The following is a 19615-nucleotide window of genomic DNA, read 5'->3' on the forward strand; positions in this document are numbered from 1 at the left end:
AGGAGCTTTTATGAATAATCTCGTTACCGAATCTAAGAATATCCCAGAGTCTAATAGTCAACTTACTCTGTCGATTAGCCCGATTGCCCTAACCATTGAAGGTCGTGAAACACCGCTTGAGCTCAGAATTACCCTGCCAGTAAGTGGCGAGGATATTCCAATTATCTTACTTTCTCATGGTCATGGTCCATCGTCGTACCTGCCTTCTAAAGATGGTTACGCCCCACTGGTAAACTATTGCGCTGAGCAAGGTTTTGCCGTTATTCAACCTACTCATGCAAGTTCAAGAGTGGGTGGTCTCGACAATACTCACCCAGATGCGCCACTTTTTCTCAATGAAAGAGTGCTTGAAATGAAAACTATTTTAGACAGTTTGGCGCAAATTGAGCGTGATATAGTTAGTCTTTCTGGCCGATTAGATAAAGAGCGTATCGCGATCGTAGGGCACTCTGCAGGGGCGATGACAGCGGCCATGTTAATGGGCATGACGTTACCACATATAAGCAGCGTATTAGATCAGCGTATCAAAGTGGGAGTTCTATTAGCGGCTGTGGGCAAAGGAGGAGATGATTTAATTGAATCAGCAAGAGAAAGGTTCCCTGAAATTAATCCAAATTATTCATCAATGACCACAAAAAACTTAGTAGTGTATGGTGATCAAGACCTTAGTCCGCACTTCACAACTCGTAACGCAGACTGGCATGCCGATCCATATCACATTGCTCCGGGCAGCGATTTTTTGCTGACGTTAATGGGCGGCAAACATGGCCTAGGTGGTATTGCCGGTTATGACGCAAAAGAAACCGATGACGAAGATCCTGATCGTCTCGCCATTACTCAAAAAATGACAGCAGCGTATTTAAAATCAGCTTTATATGAGGATGACAATGCATGGGAGCAAGCTTGTGAAGCTCTGCAAGCTTTTGCCAGTAAACAGGCTTACGTGGAAAGTAAACACTGAACGCTATGAAGCTTAAGACTCCAATAACCTAGAGATTCATTTTTGGGTAGATAAAAAAAACCGTTTCGAATTTAAAAGTCGAAACGGGGTTTTTATGTATTGCTAGTCAAAATTAATAAAGGCTAAATATTTGATACAACTTTTAGCATATCCAGAAACGCATCCACGGATTCCACTGCTGCCGACTCATGCATGGTGTGGTAACCAATAGTTGGGATTTGAATCGTTGTGCCATCTACCAAGCCATTTGATGCGGCGATAATACGGCCAAGTTCGGTACTTCCAAGGGAGCTTGGTTGCAGGCCTTGCTCAGCTCGTTTGGCGTTTTCATTTTCTACGTAACGGTTTTTATATAAGTAACTGATGTTGTTTTTCTCGCACAGCTCTTCAAGAAGTTTTGTACTGTCTTTGTTGAATGTGGCGTTGGCGTCTTTTTCCCTAAGTACCAGAAGCTGCTCGTTAGCCGCATCAAGATTCGGGAACGGGCTAGTATCAACCACAAATAAACGGTTGGTTGAACCGCCAAAACGACGGAACCATTCTAGTAAATAGCGCCAGCTTTTTCCTGCTTCTTCCTGTGCGGTAAAAAAGGCGGTGCCTTTGAAACCATGATCAAAAAGATGCACCAAAGCTGCGGCTGAAATCACGTTGTCGAGCTGACCTTCTAAGCGATTGTCGACTATGTGTAATTGGTCTTTAAAAGCGATTGGCGTACCTGCAACCACACCTTCTAACCCTTCGGTTTCGAAAATCAAGTTGTTACGGAATTCACAAACGTAAGAGCTTTTAATAGTTCCTTTGCCGCGATAAACCCCAGACCAAGGCTCGTAGGCGTAGATCTCCTCATGGTTGAAGCGCTCTGTGACCTTGGACATGAGTTCTTCAGACACCGAGTTGTTCAGTAAATCGGTGCGGTTTGCCGAAACAAACGCTGCGTATTGGAATTCGTTCGGACCCGTACACACCAATCCATGACGATCTATATGCGCCGAGAACATGGTACTAAACGGATCACTGCCTTGGGCAACCAACAAACCTTCGTACCAAGTGACTTTTGCCCCTCGCTCTTCCAGTTCGCGTTGTAACACGCGGAAAAATGAATGCTCTGCGCCAACCACACTGGGCGCGCGAATAAGCAGTTTGAGCAGGTCGATAAAGTCATCACTAGGCATGCAAAAGGTTCCAAAAAAGGGGGAATCGGAACCTTGTTTATAAACGGAATTGATTTATTAACATAATGTTTTTTTGTTATTTTAATTGTATATATTTGTATTCTCTGATTTATTCATTACACAATGCTTTTATAATAAAGAAATCATCGAAAATAGCAGAACTCACATTGGCAAGGAGGAAAAATGTTTTTTTCCAATAGCAAACTTAAAGCGAGAGTTGTTGAATTAGAGAAAGAATTGTCCTCTTTCCATGAAACGGAAGCTGATTTGAGAGAAGAAATGATATTTTTCTCTCTCGATTCAAACGGTATTATCCTTGAAGCTAATGAGCTATTTTTGACTGCTTGTGGGTATGAAAAAAGCGAGTTGATCGGGCGTAATATTAAAGAAATTATTGTTAAAAAATCATTAGCAAAAGAGCATTGTCAAAAGATGCTGTCCAGTATTAGTGAGAAGGATCACTGGCATGGTGCATTACAGCTGGTGACAAAAAGTGGCGAAGAGGCATGGTTTCGTTCAATTGTTCAGCCTAATACGCGCGGCGAAAATGATTCAGTGACGTTGGCTGTCTATTCCACCGAGTTAACACGCACTATTTCTCAAGCCAAAGAAACACAAGATATGTTGGCCGCTTTGAATCGTTCTTCAGCAGTAATCGAATTTAGTTTGGATGGTATTATTTTAGCTGCGAATGACAATTTCTTAAAAGGTATGGGCTACTCTAAAAAGCAAATTGTTGGCCAGCACCACAGAATGTTTTGTGAAACGCAAGAAGCAGAATCGCAAGAATATAAAAAGTTCTGGCAGCGCTTACGTTCAGGTGAGTTTGTTTCCGACCGCTTTAAGCGAATAGATAGTCACGGAAACACGGTATGGTTAGAAGCATCCTACAACCCAATACATGACGAAAGTGGCGATCTGTATAAAGTAGTTAAATTTGCGACGGTTATTACTGAGCAGATGAACCGTGAATTTGCGATCTCCGAAACTTCAGAAATTGCTTATGGCGTGTCTAAAAAAAGTGTCTCAGATGCATTAACGGGTAAACAGGTAATTGAATCGACCATTAAGACAATGAACGAATTGTCTGGTCAGATGAGTACCGCAGGGCAAGGGATTTTTGAGCTAAATACACAGTCCACCAAGGTGTCAGAATTGGTTGAAAGTATTCGAGGCATCGCTGATCAGACTAACCTTCTTGCGCTGAATGCTGCAATTGAAGCTGCACGAGCGGGCGAACAAGGTCGTGGCTTTGCGGTTGTAGCCGATGAAGTGAGACAACTTGCTTCAAGAACCAGTTCGGCTACGGAAGAAATCATCAAGGTAGTTGGTGATAACAAAAAACTAACTGAGCAAGCCGTTTCTCTTATCGAAGGCAGTATGGAGAAAGCGCAAGTAGCGCTTAAATTGTCTAATGATGCGGGAGACGTAATGAACGATATAGAAATGGGGGCAAACCAAGTAGTGGATGCCGTCAGCCAGTTTAATAATAAGCTTTAGGCTTTATTTTAAATAACGAATGTTCTCTATAATCCTCTAAGATTTTGTTTCTTAGAGGATTTTTTGTATATAGGACAAGCGCTCTAAAATAACGCCATCTGATCACCTTCCTTTGGAGGAACGGCAAAATGACGGCAATCGAGATAACTGAGTCGGTTGTCGTCCAGCCCATATTTGCGTCGTGCGACATGAAAGCGTTGATTGATTAAATCCGCGAAGATACCTTCCCCCGTCATGCGTTTGCCAAATTGGCTGTTGTAGAGCTTGCCGCCGCGCATGTCCATAATACGCTGCAAAACATGCTCAGCACGGTCTGGGTAATGCTGGTGGAGCCAATCCGAAAACAAAGGCGCAACCTCGTGAGGCAAACGCAACATAATGTAATTGATGGATTGCGCGCCAACCTCTGCGCAAGCAGCGACGATTTCTTCTAACTCATTATTGTTGATAAAAGGAATCACTGGTGCGACAAGAACCGAAACCGGAATTCCAGCTTCGCGTAAGGTTTTAATCACCTGTAAACGTGTTTTTCCAGACGCTGTTCTGGGTTCCAAAATACGCTTTAAATCGTTATTGAGTGTTGTCACACTGACCGCCACATGAATCAGATTTTTTTCTGCCATCAGCGTGAGTAACTCAATGTCTCTTAGAATCAGTGTGCTCTTGGTGATCAGCGAAATGGGTTGATTGTGGGCCAAGGCAATTTCTAATAACCGACGAGTGATTTTCAGCTGTTTTTCTATCGGCTGATAAGCGTCGGTATTAATACCCAAAGCAATGGGTTCACAACGATAGTTTGGGTGAGCCAGTTCTTCTTCAAACAGAAATGCTGCATTAGTTTTGGCAATCAGTTTAGTTTCAAAATCCAACCCTGGCGACAAATCTAAATACGCATGAGTCGGGCGAGCAAAACAATATACGCAGCCATGTTCACAGCCTTTATAAGGGTTGACCGACATGCGAAAAGGAATATCAGGGGAGGAATTGCGACTAATGATGCTTTTGGCGCGTTCATGACGAACCTCCGTTTTGGGAGATGAGGTTTCCAACAAGGCGATGGCTTCGTCGTTTTCATCTACTTCCACCAGCGTAATCGCAAAGCGCCCCGCCATATTATTGGTGGTACCACGTCCCTTGAGCGGATGGTTGAAAGGGGATTTTTCGCCTTTTTGATCGCTGTTATTGATAAAAGAAGAAGAAGACATAAAAGCACTCAAAATACTGTATATATAACCAGTATTTTGAGTGCTAAATTTGGATAAAGCAAGTTTTCATTTGTCGGTTTTTTACAACGAGACGTTACGTTTTTGTCGCATCAGGAATACAAAAGCGATGCCGCCGACAAGGCCGGTGAGAATACCGATTGGCATGTCTTCGGGTGGCATGATGATTCTGGAAGCGATGTCTGCCGCGACTAGGAACAAAGCACCGAATAGCGCCGATAACGGCAGGACTTTGCGATAATCGCCGCCAACCAACAAACGCACTATATGCGGCACCATTAAGCCGACAAAGCCGATGACGCCAGAAAAAGCTACCGCCGCGCCAGTTAGTAGGGCGCAGACAACAATCACAATCAGGCGGAAGCGCTCGACCGGAACGCCCAAGGTGCTGGCACTTTCATCGCCAAGAGTCATAGCGTTTAGATAACGGGCGTTGTAAATCAAATAGCCGGAACCGAGTAAAAGCGTGACCAGCGGAAACCAAAGTTGTCCCCATTGAGCCAGTCCTAATCCGCCAAGCATCCAGAAAATCACTGTATGAGACGATCGATGATCGCCCATAAAAATGAACAGATTTCCCAAGGCCGTCAGCACAAAGGCGACGGCGACACCGGCGAGAATCAAACGACCCGCACTGTGTGCCGAGGAAAAATTCGCGACAGCTAAGACCAAAAACATTGCACCTAAGGCGCCAATGAAGGCAAACACGGGAACTGTAACCACACCTAAAATCATGCCAGTGTGGAGCAAGGCGATAATCGCGCCTAACGCCGCCCCAGAAGACACACCCAATAAATGCGGATCGGCCAAAGGATTGCGAGTCACGGATTGCAGTGCCGCACCGACAATCGCCAAGGCAGCCCCGACCATGGCGGCAAGCAGTGTGCGCGGTAAGCGAACTGCCCAGATGATGTTCTCGCGCCCCATCGACCAGTTAGGCAGCGTGTTGGTGATCGACAGTTTATGGCCGATCACGCTCCACACAGTGGACTGGCTAATGGACACGGAACCCACACCAATTGCCACGCCCATTAATAGCAAGAGTAAGATGCTCAACATGATTAACAACGCTGGCAGGGGGATGCGTCCCATGATGGTGAGCTTTTTCTGGCCTGCTTTCATGATGCGGTTCTAAAAGCCTCAGCTAAGCGTTTAATTGCATTAATATTACGAGGCCCCGGCGTTGCCTCGACGTATTCCAATACCACGAAATGATTGTTTTTCACGGCTGGAATATTTTCGAAGGCTGGGTTACTGCGCAAGAAGTTGATCTTTTGTTCTGCAGTCACGTCGCCATAGTTAACGATGACAATTACCTCTGGAGATCGATCAATAACAGCCTCCCATCCCATTTGCGTCCAGCTTTTCTGTACATCATCAACAATGTTTTTACCGCCAGCAGCTTCGATCAAAGCGGTTGGCATGCCGAATCGACCCGAAGTAAAAGGCTGCTCTTCGCCGGAATCGTAAACGAAGACTTTCGGTGCTGTTTTTAATGGCTTGAGGTTGGCTTGGAAGTTAGCCAAATCTTGTTGGTAGCCTTTGACTAAAGCTTGCGCTTTTTCTTCTTTGTCAAAAATACGACCTAGATTGAGTAAATCAACATAAAGGTCATCCATGGAAACTTTTGGTTTGTCCATGATGTGAATACAGCTTTCTGTTAACTCGTAAACCTTGATGCCAAGAGGAGCCAAGGTATCAGGTGTGACGCCGCCACCGACACGCATGCCGTAGTTCCAGCCAGCAAAATAAAAGTCGGCATCGGCGCCTAATAGGACTTCTTTGTTTGGGTATTTAGGAGAAAGCTCAGGCAATTCACCAATGCCATTTCGTAGCGTTGGGTCTAGAGTTTTCCAGCCAGAAACACCTGTAAAGCCGACCATGTGGTCCTGTAGGCCAAGGGCCAACATCATCTCAGTTAGATTCACATCGTTTGATATCGCCGCTCTAGGCGCTTGCTCAAACGTGACCTCACGATCGCAGCTTTGTACCGTAACAGGATAGCCAGAAGCATTGGCCAAACCTGTCTGTAAAAGCCCAAGTAATGCGCCGCCAATAATTAGTGACGTGTGTTTGATGTGCGTATTGACGTTCGTTGTCATGAAAGTGTCCTGTTAATCATTCCGTTAATCATTGATGTAAAAAGAAAATCTTGGTCGTTGCGTGATGGGGTGTTCATCAATAATGGTGTCCACATCAAATACTTGTTTTATGCGTTGCTTGGTAAAGACATCATTGGGTGGTGCGCAGTCCTGCATTTCGCCGTTTTGCATCACCAGTACTCGGTCAGCGTAAGCGGAGGCGAGGGCTAAATCGTGTAATGACACAATAAGCGTGCAAGGCAGTTTTGCTAATAAGGCCAACACATCAAGCTGGTGACGAATGTCGAGGTGATTGGTTGGCTCATCGAGAATAAGTACATCAGGGCGCTGCGCCAACGCTCTGGCGATCATCACTCGTTGGCGTTCACCGCCAGATAAAGAGTCAAAAGAGCGATCGGCTAAATGTGCCACATCGAGTAAGGCGAGTGCGCTATCGACAATTTGGGAATCTTCGTCAGAGCGCCCCCAAACAAGCGACTTTGGTGTCAGGCCGATTTCTACCATTTCAAAAACGCTTAGACCAAATTCACCGCCAGCGTCTTGTAACACGGTAGCGATGCGTTGGGCGCATTGACGCGGCGACAAGGACCATAAATCTTGGTCATCAAGTAAAACCGTGCCCTTGGTTGGTTTATTGGTACGATAAAGACAGCGTAATAAGCTGGTTTTTCCGGAACCGTTCGGCCCAACAATCGCCAGAAACTCGCCTGGATGAATGGTGGCGGTTATTGGCTTGAGCAAGGTTTTGTCACGATAAGGCGACCAAGCGACGTCGTTCAGTTGTATGCCAGCGGGCTTGCAAGCGGAAAAAAACGCGTAAGAAGTATCGTCTTGTTGGCATTTATTAGTTGGAGTATTACTGGTTTGGCTGGTCAAGGCGATAGGGTTCCGTAATATTTAAATGTTATAATATAACAAAATAAGATATGGACACAATCTGCCCTTTAAAAGGCTGACTATACGTAAGGACGGTTAGCTCAACAAGGCCTGTTGATTGGCGAATTTTCATCTTCACATGCGCTAATTCAATAAAGAATCGGCAAGAGGACTATATTGGCTCACGGTAGCGAGGTAAAGTTAGCCTATTTATGCCATGAGATGAAATGAGGATCGATATGTCTGAATACTTTGCAACGGTTGAGTGGAAGCGTGGATCACAGTTATTTTTAGATAAAAAATACAGCCGTGCCCATGAATGGCAGTTCGAAGGAGGTATCGTTATTCCTGCTTCGTCGTCGCCACACATTGTGCCTTTGCCCATGTCTGTGGCAGAAAATGTCGATCCTGAAGAGGCCTTTGTTGCTTCTATTTCCAGCTGTCATATGTTGTTCTTTTTGGACTTCGCCTCTCGCAAAAACCTCATTGTCGAACAATACACTGACAACGCTATTGGTACCTTGGCAACTGGCCCAAATGGCAAACAAATGATGACTGAAGTCTTGCTTCGTCCAGCAGTCACCTTTGTTAGCGAAAGACCCAATGCCGAGGTGTTACAAGCATTGCATCATCAATCCCACGAAGCTTGTTTTATCGCTAACTCGGTGTTGACCGAAGTTCGAGTCGATGAGGCGTTTTGTATTTGATTTGTGACGTTAAACTTGGGTAATGGGAATGAACCAATCCAAGTCCTCAATCTCTTTAATCCAACGTTGAATATTTGGATACTCAGACAATTGATAAGCGCCGCCTTCTTCCGCCACATGGGTATAAGGGAAAAGGCAAATATCGGCAAGAGTCATAGTGTTTCCGACTAAATAAGTGTGAGCGGCTAAGGCCTCTTCCATTTGTTTTAACGCGGCGTGACCTTGCTTAATCCGGTCTGGCAGCATCTGCTTTTTTAGATCCGTCATGGCGTTATGAGTTAGCCAAAATCGTGGTGAAGCAATATTAGGTTCATGGCTGTATTGCTCCCAAAATAACCATTTATAGACCTTGGCTCTAAGGATCGGATCCGGTGGCAATAGCGAGGAATTATACTGTTCCGCAAGATAGAGAAGCACCGCATTACTTTCGCTTAAGCATTGCCCGTCATCCAATTCCAAGACTGGAATTTTTCCATTTGGGTTCATCGCCAAGAAAGACTCTGTACGCGTTTCGCCCTTGGTGATGTCATATTGTTTTAAGATCACTTTCATGTCTAAGCGCGCGCATAACAAACGGATTTTATAACCGTTCCCTGAGGGCAAGAAATCGTGCAGAATCATGAGTGTCTCCTTCTTAGTTGATGCTTTGATCATCTGATAAACAGCGCACGGAAAAAAGCGAATTAAATTGAAGGCTGGCTTAACGCATTTTGATGAATGCATTTAAGTTAAAGTGTGTAAAACAAAGAGAGGACAGCATTGGACACGGAACTATTAAAGACGCTTGTGGCGATTGTTGATCATGGCAGTTTTCAACGCGCCGCTATGCAAACTTTTCGTACTCCCTCGGCCGTCAGCATGCAAATGAAGCGGCTAGAAGAGCAAGTCGGCACCGAGCTGTTTTGCAAGCAAGGTCGGGAGCAAGTGCTTACTGAAGACGGTCAGCAGTTGGTGCATTACGCACGGCGCATCTTGCAGCTGCAAGAGAGCGCATTACAATCCATCAAAGGCCCACAGCAGGGTGTCTTGCTGAATCTCGGTTGCCCAAATGATTATGTGGCGAATTTACTCGTTATTGTCATGTCTGTCATGGAAACCATGCAGCCTAGTATTCGCTTTCGAATTCGTACGGGGACATCGGCTGAACTAAGAGAGCTGATGGACAAGGGGGAGGTGGATTTAGCACTAGTTACACGAACACCTGACAGCGACGAAGGTTTGACCTTGTTCCAAGACAAAGGTGTTTGGGTGGCGAAGAAAGGCTTTGATTGGACGACACTGAATCCTTTATCACTGGCCTTATATGAATCGAGCTGTAAATTCCATTCTAGCGCAGTTGATGGTTTGCAGAAAAAAGGCACGGATTATCAGCTGTATTGTGTGACCGCGAATCTTACCCTGATTGAACGTCTTCTAATGGCCGAAAAAGCTATCTCCGCCATCGCCAGCATCAGCGTGAATGATTCACTGGAAATCATCGAAAGTGACCTATTGCCAGCCTTGCCAGCGGTACAAATTGCCTTTTCCCGCTCCGCCTCCGCACCCGATTGGTTAACGATCGCTTGGATAGAAGAAGTAATTGAACGGGTGAGGAAGTAAAGTTAATGACAAGTTCAAGCCTCTGCAACAGTATAAAACCGTTCAACATTTTTCGTTATTTCACCCCAATGAGGAGACGCTTTCACTCTGGCTTGATGTTTCTCAAATGCCGCTTTGTCGGTGAATTCTTCGTACACATCAAAGTGTTGTGGGTTGTTTGAATCTCGCACCACAGTGAAGGCGTTGCAACCCGCTTCTTGCTGCGTCAGGGTGATGTGGTTGGGTAGCTCTGCCAATACCGCATTTAGATCTTCTGATGGCACTTCAATATGACCGCTTAGGGTAACGTTTGGCATGGTCGTTCGTCCTATCGGTTCTTTGTGAGAGAAAATGCCCAATTAAATTTCACTGCGCTGACGGCGAGTAATATCAATATCACTCCGAGTATTTGCGTTAGGCTGATATGGGTCGAAAAAGCCAAATGGTCGACAAATAGAGCGGTGATCGGATAAATAAACGATAGCAAGGCAATTAGACTGGTGGGTAGCTTTTGAAAGCTGTCGTACATGATGATGTACATAAATCCGGTTAGCACGGCACCGAGTATCAATAGATCCATCCAATGACTGGTTTGCGTCGGTAAATTGTTGAAGTCCGCAAAGGGCAAAAGCATAAAGATACCAACGACCACCTGTACCAAGGCCACAAATGTCGAAGGTACTTGGCTGACTTTTTTCGTCACCAAAGTAGTCACGGTATAAAGTAACGCCGCACCTAAGGCGAGTGATAAGCCAAATAATGCATAAGATCCATCGCTGCTTGCTTCACCCGAGAAGAGGGCATTGAGTTCATTCAAATCCAATTCTACGATTAAAAACAGCCCGATAAACGCCAAGGCGAGCCAAAACAGTAAGCTGGCCGATAACTTTTCTTTGGTGATTAACGCACCAGTTATGACTAAAAAGAGTGGTTGCATGTGATAAGCCACTGTGGCGATAGAAAAGGGAATGTAATTGAACGAAGCAAATAGAAATATCCAGTTTCCTACTAACGTTATGCCGCCCAAAATAATCATCAGCAAGACACTGCGCTGAAAGTATTCTCGACGAATTAGTCCTGCATAGTAGGCGTAACCGCCTAGAACAACAGCGCCGATGACGCAGCGGAAAAATACTACGTTCCAAAAGGCTTGGCCTGAACTGATAACAAAATAACCGATAGTGCCAGAGAGAATCATGGCGAGAACCAATTCGATAGTGCCTATGGTGGTGCTGGAGCGCTGCATGGTATTCCTTTGAGTCATGACGAAACTCGATAATAACAGAGTCTTAAATCAAGATTGTCATTTTGCTGTGTTAGAGAAGGTTAATGTGTAAAATGATTAACCATTATCGCTATAACTGTTCGCGCAACTATCCATGAGAACTTATGACTTCTGACAATTCGTTATTTCCTAAAAATCCATTATTACTCGACAACCAGTTGTGTTTTGCCCTGTACTCGACGTCTCTTGCGATGACGCAGTTTTATAAAGAGCCGCTTTCAGCGATCGGTCTGACCTATCCGCAATATACGGTGATGTTGATTTTGTGGGAGCAAGATGGCGTAAGCTTGAAGCACATCAGCGATGCGCTTGGGCAAAAATCTGGTGCACTTACACCCGTAATCAAGCGTATGGAAGCTGATGGATTAGTGCAGCGTTTACGTGGTGTGGACGATGATCGTAGCTTGAGTATTGCCTTGACTGAAAAAGGCAAAAAACTGCGTGAACAAGGTTTAGAAGTAAACCGCTGTGTTGCTGAAGCATGCGGAATCGATATGAATGAAGTGGTCGCTTTACGTGAGCAGCTCGTTGCCCTTAGGAAAAAACTTACGAAATAGGGCTTGCGCAATAATAGTTATTGCAATAACATAAATTCATCGGCTCATCCTATTGAGCCTTTATTTTTAACTTTATTGTTATCGCGATAATTATTAAGTAAGCAATATTCATCAATAGTGTTATTAAGGAGCAATATTATGAAACCTATTTACAGCGCAACAGCAACATCCACTGGTGGCCGCGACGGTCGCTCTGTTTCATCTGATAATAAACTGGACCTCGCTCTAAGCACGCCAAAAGAACTTGGTGGCGCTGGTGGTGAAGGGACTAACCCAGAGCAGCTATTTGCCGCAGGTTACTCTGCTTGTTTTATCGGTGCATTTAAGTTGGTGGCATCCAAGCAAAAAGTGAAACTTCCAAATGATGTCAGCATAACGGCTACCATTGGTATCGGTGAAAACACGAAAGGCGAAGGCTTCACTATCTGTGCAGATTTAGAAGTAGATGTGCCTGGCGTAGAAAAAGACGTTGTTGAGCAATTGGTTGAAGCCGCTCACAAGGTTTGCCCATATTCCAATGCGACACGCGGTAACATTGATGTGAACTTCACCATCAAATAAACGCTTTCAAATTGAAGCGTTAGTCTGAGAGTCCCTTTTGCATGAATTTGCAGAAGGGATTTTTTGTTGCGTTTTAATCATAGTCTTAACCGACTACACTGGTGTTGATACGACACATTTTCTGATTTAAATAGAGGTGAAACAGCATGACACATCGAAAGCTCGAACAGCATGAGATAGAGCAAGCCCTTAACCAGCTAAATACAGAATCGTCAGAAGACTGGGCAATAGAAGACGAAAAACTCAGTAAAACCTTTAAATTCAAAGACTTTCAGCATGCTTTCGGTTTTATGACCATGTGTGCGATATACGCAGAAAAGAAAGATCATCATCCCGAATGGTTTAATGTTTACAACAAAGTTAGCATTCAACTGACGTCTCACGATGTATCTGGCATCTCTAATAAAGACTTTAATTTAGCGAAAAAAATGGAAGCCTTTGCATTGTCTTTGTAACCGATATTTCGCGGCAACGCATAGGCTTTCGGAATTAATTGGCCATAATGGCTGCTAATAACTGGCTAGAAGTAGGCACTAGACCCACTTTAATTTCGAAAGGCTTGAATACTTTATTGATGATCTCAGAGGTGTAATTGCCCTTGTCGTTTTCGATCTCGGACAGAGTTTTACGTGACACACCTGCAAGCTCTGTGTATGCATCTTGCCGTAAGCCTAAGACACCAACACGTAGCTCCCGCAACGCCATACCTTGTGTTATTTCATTCATTAGTAGACGTTTAATTATTTGATTGATCGCAATGAGCTGCTCTTCACTTGTCATCGGCTCTAAACTTTTCGATGCGCGTTGGCGAAGAGAGTTGCTAGTCGACGCATTTGGTACTGCTAGATTAATAGTGTCAGCAATAGGTGCAGTCTTCTTTACCTCTACTACAGGCTCTTGTGCAACCTTGGCTGGTTTTTCTATCACTTCTACCGGTGTTTTGGCTTTTACTTCTTTCTTTGCTTTTTCCTGCTTTTTGGCTTCTAACTTTTCTTGTTTCTTCTTTTTTAGCTCATTTTTCTTTGATTTAGCTTTGTGCTTCTTCATTGGTTGAGCGCTGTCTAATTGTCCTTTCATCTTCATTTTTTGTCTCCGCAGTCTTTAGATAAAGCATAGTTGATACTATTAATAAAGTGAGAGTACAGAGCTAATATGACAGATAAGTAACAATAATGAATGAAGAGAAAGTTTATAACGTCCTCTATCCTGTTTTAGGACGCGTTACTCGTATTTTCCTTTCATAGTGACTTCTTTTAAAAGTACTTTGAAAGGAAATATCTCCATGAAACGATTTGCGTGTTTTGCTTTATTGGTTATCAGTTGGGCGGCGAATGCTTCTGCGTATTCGGTGGGTTTTGATCAGGTTCAGTTATATACAGACAGCGATAGGCCGTTAAAAGCCAGTGTTTGGTATCCATCACAGACGACCTTTCCCACTGAAAGAATTGCGGAAAACGCGGCGTTTTTTGGAAGCAATGTGGTACGAGTGGGAACGCCTTTGGCGGGTAAGTTTCCGCTGGTAGTGATGTCTCATGGTTATCGTGGCAACTGGCGTAATCAAAATTGGCTAGCAACGAAATTGGCACAAGATGGTTATGTTGTGGCGTCACTTGATCATCCTGGAACCACGTCGTTTGATCATTCTGCACAAGCGGCGGCTCAGTGGTGGCAGCGCGCAGGTGATTTATCGCGTTTGTTGGATTGGTTGTTAAACGAGTCTTATCTATTGCCAAATATCGATGCTAATAACGTTACCGCAATCGGTCACTCATTGGGTGGCTGGACGGTGATGTTGCTAGCGGGCGCGCAATTTGACCGTGATCAGTTAAAGCAAGAATGCAGCCTGAAAGCGAGCCCTCGTGTGTGTGGTTTGATGGCTGAGCTTGGTTTGGATCAACCGCAAGTCGGCGAACCGAATGGCAGCTTACAAGACACGCGAATCAAGCGAGTGGTTTCATTGGATTTAGGTTTAGCGCGTAGCTTTTCCCGCCAGAGCTTACAGAGTTTAACCACTCCGACTCTAATCCTCGCGGCCGATATCGATATTGGTGATTTACCTCAAGCAGAAGAATCCGGCTTTCTTGCCCAATATATCCCCAAAAATAAGCGTCAATACATTGTCTACCCAGACGCCGCGCACTTTAGCTTTATGCAGCTTTGTAAGCCCGGTGCCATTGATTTGATAGAAGAGGAAAATCCAGGTGATGGCATTGTTTGCAAAGATGGTAATGAACGATCTCGGGATGAACTTCATCAGGTGATGTATCAAGATATCATTCGATTTATCCAAGCTTCTTAGCCTTTGATATTAGCGCGGCGAAAGGCACTCGGTGTTTGTTGTGTCACGCGCGAAAACTCTCTATGGAAGTTAGACTTCGTTTGAAAGCCAGAGTCCAAATAAATTTGGGTGATGGCTTTGTCTGTGGTGAGTAAAAGTGTTTTTGCTCGTTCGATGCGATATTCGTTCACCACTTGAGAAATGTTGCGGCCGTAAACTTGGTTAATGGCAGCGGAGATCTGACGCGCTGGAATACAGGCTTTTCTGGCGAGTCTGTCGAGTGTTAGATCTGGGTCGAGAAATACTTCTTTGGTACTCAGCAAAACGTCTATTTTATGAATGATGTCTTTCACCTCATCGTCAGTTAACGGATGCTGAGACTTGTCTTTTGATTCTTCTACGGATGTTGTTTTTTCATTTTGATCGGACGCTTCTTCATTAACGCTGGGTGCCATACTTAGACTCATCATAATGACGGCAACTGACAGCATTGGCAGTAATATCGCATGACCAATAGCGAGAATAATCAGTGCATGCTCGCCAGCAAAAAAAGAAAAGTCGACGGCTAAAGCACCATCAATCATGGCAGACATTAAGAGAATACTACCGGCGATGCGTTCGGCTTTTAAGGCGTTATCGATGTCGGATAAACGCACTTGCTCTGGAAGGTTTGATGTTTTAAACGAGGCTCGAATTAATGCAATGCCATAGCTCACATAAAGCAGCGTTAACATTGGGTCCAAAGGTGGTCGCCAAAATGGATAACTGAAAGACGCCAAGGTAACAAAAATAGGTGGTAAAAAATGCCAAACTTTAAACTGATGGCGCTTATGAGCGCTTGAAAAACAGTACCAAGCGGTAACGGGAATACAAGAGGCCAGGATAGGTTGGATCAGACGGAATAAAGAATAATCAAAGGTCCAACGCAGACCAACGACGGTCGTTGTTAGCGCACACAAAGCAATAAAAACAAACGCGGATTGTGTGGTTTCTTCGCGACGAAAAAACAAGACGCCAGCCAAGATAGCTAACAGTAAGGCAACCACAAAAGGTAAGGGAATAGCGATCATTTTGGCTCCATCTTTTATCACTCAGATCTTTATTATGTCCTAGATCCTTATCAAGAACGTCCTTAAACCTGATTTAGGACGCGAATCTTTCTTTCGCAACGTACTGTTAAGCCTTCAATAACTCTTTGGGTTAATCAAAGGAGAAAAGTATGGACTGGTATTTTGATGCGTGGAAGCGTTATGCGCAATTTTCTGGACGAGCATCGCTAAAAGCATTTTGGATGTTCTTCTTGGTGAACTGTTTGATCTCGGTTGTGTTTGTTGTGTTGGAAATAGTCTTTCAATCGACATGGAAAATAGAGGCGCTTTATAGCTTGTTAGCTTTTTTACCTATGCTGTCTTTGACTGTACGTAGATTACATGACACTAACCGTTCCGCTTGGTGGTTGCTGGTGGTTTTGGTTCCCGCGATAGGCATGCTTGTTTTGCTGATGTTATTGGCCTTACCAAGTGAACCTGACAGCGACTTTGGACATTATCCACAAAATAACGCCATGCTATAAACAGGAGCCAAACATGAAAGATGTTAATAACTTACCCCACTTATCCACCATGTTATGCTCAATTTTACTGCTTCTGTCGGTTTCTGCTTGCAGCAGTGAAGCAAAAACCACGAATGAAAGTAACTTAGCATTTTCAGATGACGTAAAAGCCGTGGTCTACATAGAGTCGCCGAAAGTTGGTACTTTATTGCAGCTGCGAGGTATCGCAGGAAAAGGTGTGTTGATTGCCAAAAAAGACAATCGACAAGAAGATCAATCAACCTGTGTTTCTGCTCCAATTCGACTTGCCGCCGGAGATTTCAGTGGCGACAGCATTGGGATTCAGTCTGCAGAACCTATTCGATTGCTTATCTACTCCGATAAGGTCGTAGAAAAACTGGGGAGAGGGGATGAAGTGGTCAGCGAACATTATGTTATTACCGATCAAAATGATACCGGACTTGGCGACATCAAAATCGAATCTGGTTTAACGCTCAGTTATGGCTTTGTTCTTAACCCCGGCGAATGGTCTTGGTCATCCGTATTTGGTTTGGATCACCACGATGTGAATTGTAGTCTTAATAGCAATGCGTTAAATCGCCCAACTTGAGACGTTTTTCATACTGTCTAACAATATCTTTTTTGCCTGTTCGAAGCCGTCAGGCAGTGTATTGTTTTTGTGAGATACAAGGTAAATGGGATAAGTAAATTCTGCCGCGCCTTTTACCTTGTGCAAGCGTCCTTCTTGCAAATATCGATCAACCACTCGTGTGCGGAAATAGCCGTTTCCGCCTTTCGCTAACATGTATTTGAGCGCCATAGGGCCAAGCGAAAATTGCATCGCTGCTCGGCGGTTAAAAGGGACACAACGATCAAACTGCAGGGTGAATTCTTCTCCCCATTCAATGAATAAATCTGGCGTTTTTCGCTGTTTGGAGACGACGTGAATGAGCTTTTCCTCAATGATCTGTTCGACGATTAAACCGGGTAAATAGCGTGGACTATGAACAATAATGGCATCTACTTCTTGTTTCTGAAGGGATTGATACAAACTGTCAGTTGTCGTCACTTGGCTGTTGATGACTAAATGAGGCATGTCGTCACTCATCGCCAGTAGCCAGTCGATGAGAATCGGGTTCCACAGGCTAATTTCGCCACCAATCCTCAAAGTCTGCTGAGCCTGATAATCTGAAATGCCGCAAAGCTGCTTTGCTTGTTCCCAAGCTTCCATCATATTTTTCGCAGGAGTCACAAAGGCCTCCCCACTTTTGGTCAGCTTAGCACCGGCTCTATTACGCACAAATAAACGGCAATCTAAGGATGACTCTAGAGCCTGAACTCGGGCTGTTACTGTTGTTTGAGTCACATATAGACGCTCTGCGGCCTTGGCAAAAGTGCCCGCGTGAATAATTTCGAGAAATGTTCTGGCTTGCTCAATATCCATCTTTATTTTAAATGCAATTATATTGCACTTAAGCCTCATTTAAATTCGTTATACATGAGGCTATTTTAATCACTAAAATGGCGCCGTTACTAGGAAAACACTATAGATCGCTTTAGTTGTTTGAAATCGTTATTTATTTTTGTAAGGCCTCATTGAATAAATGTTCCTCTCATTTTGTCGTAATACTGCTCATTTCATTGGTATTGAAACCAATAAAACCTCCCACTTTGAACGCTTTTTATCAGGTATGACGGCTTGTCTCGCATTAGTTAGTGTTTACTATTTATCGAGTTTGTTTTTATCTCTACCGGATTCATTATTGGTGGTCGCTTCTATTGGGGCCAGTGCTGTTTTATTGTTTGCCATTCCCCATGGTGCTTTGTCTCAGCCGTGGCCCTTTGTTACTGGTCATCTAATATCAGCGCTGATTGGTATTGGTTTTTATCAGGCGTTCGGAGCGTCTTTTGTGACGGGGGCGGCCGCGGTCGGCGTATCGATTATCGGCATGCATTACCTGCGTTGCTTGCATCCACCTGGCGGGTCGACCGCACTATCGTGTGTTATCGGTGGCAGCAGCATACATGCGATGGGATTTGAATTTTTACTGTATCCGCTATTGATTAATCTATTAGCGATGCTGGTGTTCGCTTTCATCATCAACAATGGCTTTCATTGGCGGCGTTATCCCGCTTCTTTAAATGTTTCGCTCCATCAAGAAGCCCATGAGCAGCACCTGATTGAAATGGAAGACCTTTATCACGTGCTAGAGCAGGAAGACATTTTTATCGACGTGAGTGCAGAGGAGCTTATGCATATCTACAACGCCGCAAGAGAGCACGCGAAAGAGCACCATAAAAGACGTGTAGCGAAATTGCCGAGATAGGGCGCTATGGCTCTTATTGATCCATTTCGAGATTGAAATCTAATGCAAAAGGGCTAACATGTTTTTTCAATTCTCCTTTTTAAAAAACATGGTTTTTTGAGATTATTTCGTTACAGCCAACTGTATTGATAAGACCTTACTTTGCCTTCTTCGGCACCTGCTAGCCTAGTAAGCGCTCTTTATCGAATGATACATTCTATTTGGGCTGACACACTTCGATATCCCATAGTTTCATTAATTCTGTAATGGAAGCGTCGAGATCCGAGGCATCCACTCCATCTCTAGCTAGTATCGATACACCTAGCAGGAAACTATTGAAGGCGATTCCCATAGACCTAGCGTTCGCTTTTTTGGACAGCTCTCCCATAGCGATTGCGTGTTCTACGCATCGCACAAAGCCTTGAAACGTTCGTGAACGCGAGGCCGTAAGTGGTTCAACAACGTGAGTAAGCTCTGGCGTGGGTGCGCTCATTGTCCCCAAAGACACCATACATCCCTTGGGATGCCCTGATTCACATTGCATTTTTGTCGAGCGACGGAGTGCAAGCTCAACAGCGTCTCTGGGTGGAATCTCGTCGTCCCATAGGGAGTCTGTTACGCATGCATAAGTTTCTAAATAACATTGTACAGCTTCATTGAACAATTCCTCTTTAGAGCCGAATGCTGCGTAAAAGCTGGGTGTAGAAATCCCTCCACCAATATTAGCCTTTAGTTGGCTTAGAGAAGTCATTTCGTAGCCATGTTCCCAGAAAAGATGCATAGCTTGCACAACTGCTTTCTGGCGATCAAATGTTCTAGGTCTGCCCATTTTTGCCATTTCTTTCTCCATTTCTTTTATGACTTATATACTACTTGATACATAAGTTATTGACAATGTTAGGTGCTTTGTCATACATTTGTATCGATCGATCTATAAGTCGTCACGGAGACACATAA

At 44.3% G+C, this 19615-nt stretch carries 23 protein-coding genes; 11 read left to right on the plus strand and 12 right to left on the minus strand.

The genetic code is table 11. The features are described from left to right. Window positions 1-10 precede the first annotated feature (10 nt). Window positions 11-961 (plus strand): alpha/beta hydrolase family protein, encoded by a 951-nt coding sequence (locus JSY38_RS10705; protein ID WP_205113218.1) that lies wholly within the window; start codon window positions 11-13, stop codon window positions 959-961. 122 nt (window positions 962-1083) lie between these two features. Here the strand turns inward: JSY38_RS10705 and JSY38_RS10710 are convergent, their stop codons facing one another. Further along, window positions 1084-2133 carry a peptidase M42 gene (locus tag JSY38_RS10710; RefSeq protein WP_205113219.1) on the minus strand — a complete coding sequence of 350 codons (1050 nt, stop codon included), beginning with the start codon at window positions 2131-2133 and terminating at the stop codon, window positions 1084-1086. A gap of 183 nt (window positions 2134-2316) precedes the next feature. On the opposite strand from JSY38_RS10710, the gene JSY38_RS10715 reads away from it, so the two are divergent. After that, the gene (locus JSY38_RS10715) at window positions 2317-3633 is read left to right on the plus strand and encodes a methyl-accepting chemotaxis protein (protein ID WP_205113220.1); all 1317 of its coding nucleotides are present in this window, start codon (window positions 2317-2319) and stop codon (window positions 3631-3633) included. Window positions 3634-3716: 83 nt separating this feature from the next. On the opposite strand, the gene JSY38_RS10720 is transcribed toward JSY38_RS10715, so the two are convergent. The 4 genes from JSY38_RS10720 to JSY38_RS10735 all read right to left on the minus strand — a co-directional run bounded on the left by JSY38_RS10720 (window position 3717) and on the right by JSY38_RS10735 (window position 7834). After that, a complete protein-coding gene (locus JSY38_RS10720; RefSeq protein ID WP_205113221.1) occupies window positions 3717-4838 on the minus strand; it encodes a PA0069 family radical SAM protein in 1122 nt (373 codons plus the stop codon). An 81-nt stretch (window positions 4839-4919) separates the two neighbouring features. After that, entirely contained in the window at window positions 4920-5948 is a 1029-nt protein-coding gene (locus JSY38_RS10725; protein WP_309477165.1) for a FecCD family ABC transporter permease, read from the minus strand. Between the two features lie 26 nt (window positions 5949-5974). Then, window positions 5975-6958: an ABC transporter substrate-binding protein gene (locus tag JSY38_RS10730; RefSeq protein ID WP_205113222.1), complete on the minus strand. Its 984-nt coding sequence runs from the start codon at window positions 6956-6958 to the stop codon at window positions 5975-5977. 24 nt (window positions 6959-6982) lie between these two features. After that, window positions 6983-7834 (minus strand): ABC transporter ATP-binding protein, encoded by an 852-nt coding sequence (locus JSY38_RS10735; protein WP_205113223.1) that lies wholly within the window; start codon window positions 7832-7834, stop codon window positions 6983-6985. 239 nt (window positions 7835-8073) lie between these two features. Here JSY38_RS10735 and JSY38_RS10740 point away from each other — a divergent pair, with 239 nt between their 5' ends. After that, window positions 8074-8541 carry an OsmC family protein gene (locus JSY38_RS10740; protein WP_205113224.1) on the plus strand — a complete coding sequence of 156 codons (468 nt, stop codon included), beginning with the start codon at window positions 8074-8076 and terminating at the stop codon, window positions 8539-8541. A gap of 9 nt (window positions 8542-8550) precedes the next feature. Here the strand turns inward: JSY38_RS10740 and JSY38_RS10745 are convergent, their stop codons facing one another. Further along, the gene (locus tag JSY38_RS10745; protein ID WP_205113225.1) at window positions 8551-9162 is read right to left on the minus strand and encodes a glutathione S-transferase family protein; all 612 of its coding nucleotides are present in this window, start codon (window positions 9160-9162) and stop codon (window positions 8551-8553) included. Window positions 9163-9300: 138 nt separating this feature from the next. Between JSY38_RS10745 and JSY38_RS10750 the strand changes: the two genes are divergently transcribed. Then, window positions 9301-10140: a LysR family transcriptional regulator gene (locus JSY38_RS10750; RefSeq protein WP_114413096.1), complete on the plus strand. Its 840-nt coding sequence runs from the start codon at window positions 9301-9303 to the stop codon at window positions 10138-10140. Window positions 10141-10154: 14 nt separating this feature from the next. Here the strand turns inward: JSY38_RS10750 and JSY38_RS10755 are convergent, their stop codons facing one another. Then, window positions 10155-10436, minus strand: a complete 282-nt coding sequence (locus tag JSY38_RS10755; RefSeq protein WP_205113226.1) for a putative quinol monooxygenase — start codon at window positions 10434-10436, stop codon at window positions 10155-10157. Between the two features lie 11 nt (window positions 10437-10447). Next, complete coding sequence (locus tag JSY38_RS10760; RefSeq protein WP_239543945.1) at window positions 10448-11383, minus strand: DMT family transporter; 936 nt, start codon at window positions 11381-11383, stop codon at window positions 10448-10450. Window positions 11384-11508: 125 nt separating this feature from the next. Between JSY38_RS10760 and JSY38_RS10765 the strand changes: the two genes are divergently transcribed. The 3 genes from JSY38_RS10765 to JSY38_RS10775 all read left to right on the plus strand — a co-directional run bounded on the left by JSY38_RS10765 (window position 11509) and on the right by JSY38_RS10775 (window position 12977). Beyond that, window positions 11509-11961: a MarR family winged helix-turn-helix transcriptional regulator gene (locus tag JSY38_RS10765; RefSeq protein ID WP_110574699.1), complete on the plus strand. Its 453-nt coding sequence runs from the start codon at window positions 11509-11511 to the stop codon at window positions 11959-11961. Window positions 11962-12099: 138 nt separating this feature from the next. Then, the gene (locus tag JSY38_RS10770) at window positions 12100-12522 is read left to right on the plus strand and encodes an organic hydroperoxide resistance protein (protein ID WP_110574701.1); all 423 of its coding nucleotides are present in this window, start codon (window positions 12100-12102) and stop codon (window positions 12520-12522) included. Between the two features lie 146 nt (window positions 12523-12668). Beyond that, the gene (locus JSY38_RS10775) at window positions 12669-12977 is read left to right on the plus strand and encodes a 4a-hydroxytetrahydrobiopterin dehydratase (protein ID WP_205113227.1); all 309 of its coding nucleotides are present in this window, start codon (window positions 12669-12671) and stop codon (window positions 12975-12977) included. A gap of 34 nt (window positions 12978-13011) precedes the next feature. Here JSY38_RS10775 and JSY38_RS10780 read toward each other — a convergent pair whose 3' ends face one another. Beyond that, on the minus strand, window positions 13012-13605 hold the full coding sequence (locus JSY38_RS10780; protein ID WP_205113228.1) for a helix-turn-helix transcriptional regulator: 594 nt from the start codon (window positions 13603-13605) through the stop codon (window positions 13012-13014). Between the two features lie 199 nt (window positions 13606-13804). Here JSY38_RS10780 and JSY38_RS10785 point away from each other — a divergent pair, with 199 nt between their 5' ends. Then, window positions 13805-14821, plus strand: coding sequence for an alpha/beta hydrolase family protein (locus JSY38_RS10785; RefSeq protein WP_205113229.1), 1017 nt, complete (start codon window positions 13805-13807; stop codon window positions 14819-14821). Here JSY38_RS10785 and JSY38_RS10790 read toward each other — a convergent pair. Then, entirely contained in the window at window positions 14818-15870 is a 1053-nt protein-coding gene (locus tag JSY38_RS10790) for a helix-turn-helix domain-containing protein (RefSeq protein ID WP_205113230.1), read from the minus strand. The genes JSY38_RS10785 and JSY38_RS10790 overlap by 4 nt on opposite strands. A gap of 149 nt (window positions 15871-16019) precedes the next feature. Here JSY38_RS10790 and JSY38_RS10795 point away from each other — a divergent pair, with 149 nt between their 5' ends. Both JSY38_RS10795 and JSY38_RS10800 read left to right on the plus strand, forming a co-directional pair. Then, window positions 16020-16373 (plus strand): DUF805 domain-containing protein, encoded by a 354-nt coding sequence (locus JSY38_RS10795; protein WP_205113231.1) that lies wholly within the window; start codon window positions 16020-16022, stop codon window positions 16371-16373. Window positions 16374-16386: 13 nt separating this feature from the next. Next, window positions 16387-16962 carry a hypothetical protein gene (locus JSY38_RS10800; protein ID WP_205113232.1) on the plus strand — a complete coding sequence of 192 codons (576 nt, stop codon included), beginning with the start codon at window positions 16387-16389 and terminating at the stop codon, window positions 16960-16962. On the opposite strand, the gene JSY38_RS10805 is transcribed toward JSY38_RS10800, so the two are convergent. Then, on the minus strand, window positions 16945-17796 hold the full coding sequence (locus JSY38_RS10805) for a LysR family transcriptional regulator (protein WP_205113233.1): 852 nt from the start codon (window positions 17794-17796) through the stop codon (window positions 16945-16947). The two genes, JSY38_RS10800 and JSY38_RS10805, sit on opposite strands and share 18 nt — an antisense overlap. 160 nt (window positions 17797-17956) lie before the next feature. Here JSY38_RS10805 and JSY38_RS10810 point away from each other — a divergent pair, with 160 nt between their 5' ends. Next, complete coding sequence (locus JSY38_RS10810) at window positions 17957-18679, plus strand: HPP family protein (RefSeq protein WP_205113234.1); 723 nt, start codon at window positions 17957-17959, stop codon at window positions 18677-18679. Window positions 18680-18875: 196 nt separating this feature from the next. Here JSY38_RS10810 and JSY38_RS10815 read toward each other — a convergent pair whose 3' ends face one another. Further along, window positions 18876-19496 (minus strand): TetR/AcrR family transcriptional regulator, encoded by a 621-nt coding sequence (locus JSY38_RS10815; RefSeq protein ID WP_205113235.1) that lies wholly within the window; start codon window positions 19494-19496, stop codon window positions 18876-18878. Window positions 19497-19615 lie beyond the last annotated feature (119 nt).

Source organism: Marinomonas foliarum (assembly GCF_016906065.1).
GTDB classification, from domain to species: Bacteria; Pseudomonadota; Gammaproteobacteria; order Pseudomonadales; family Marinomonadaceae; genus Marinomonas; species Marinomonas foliarum.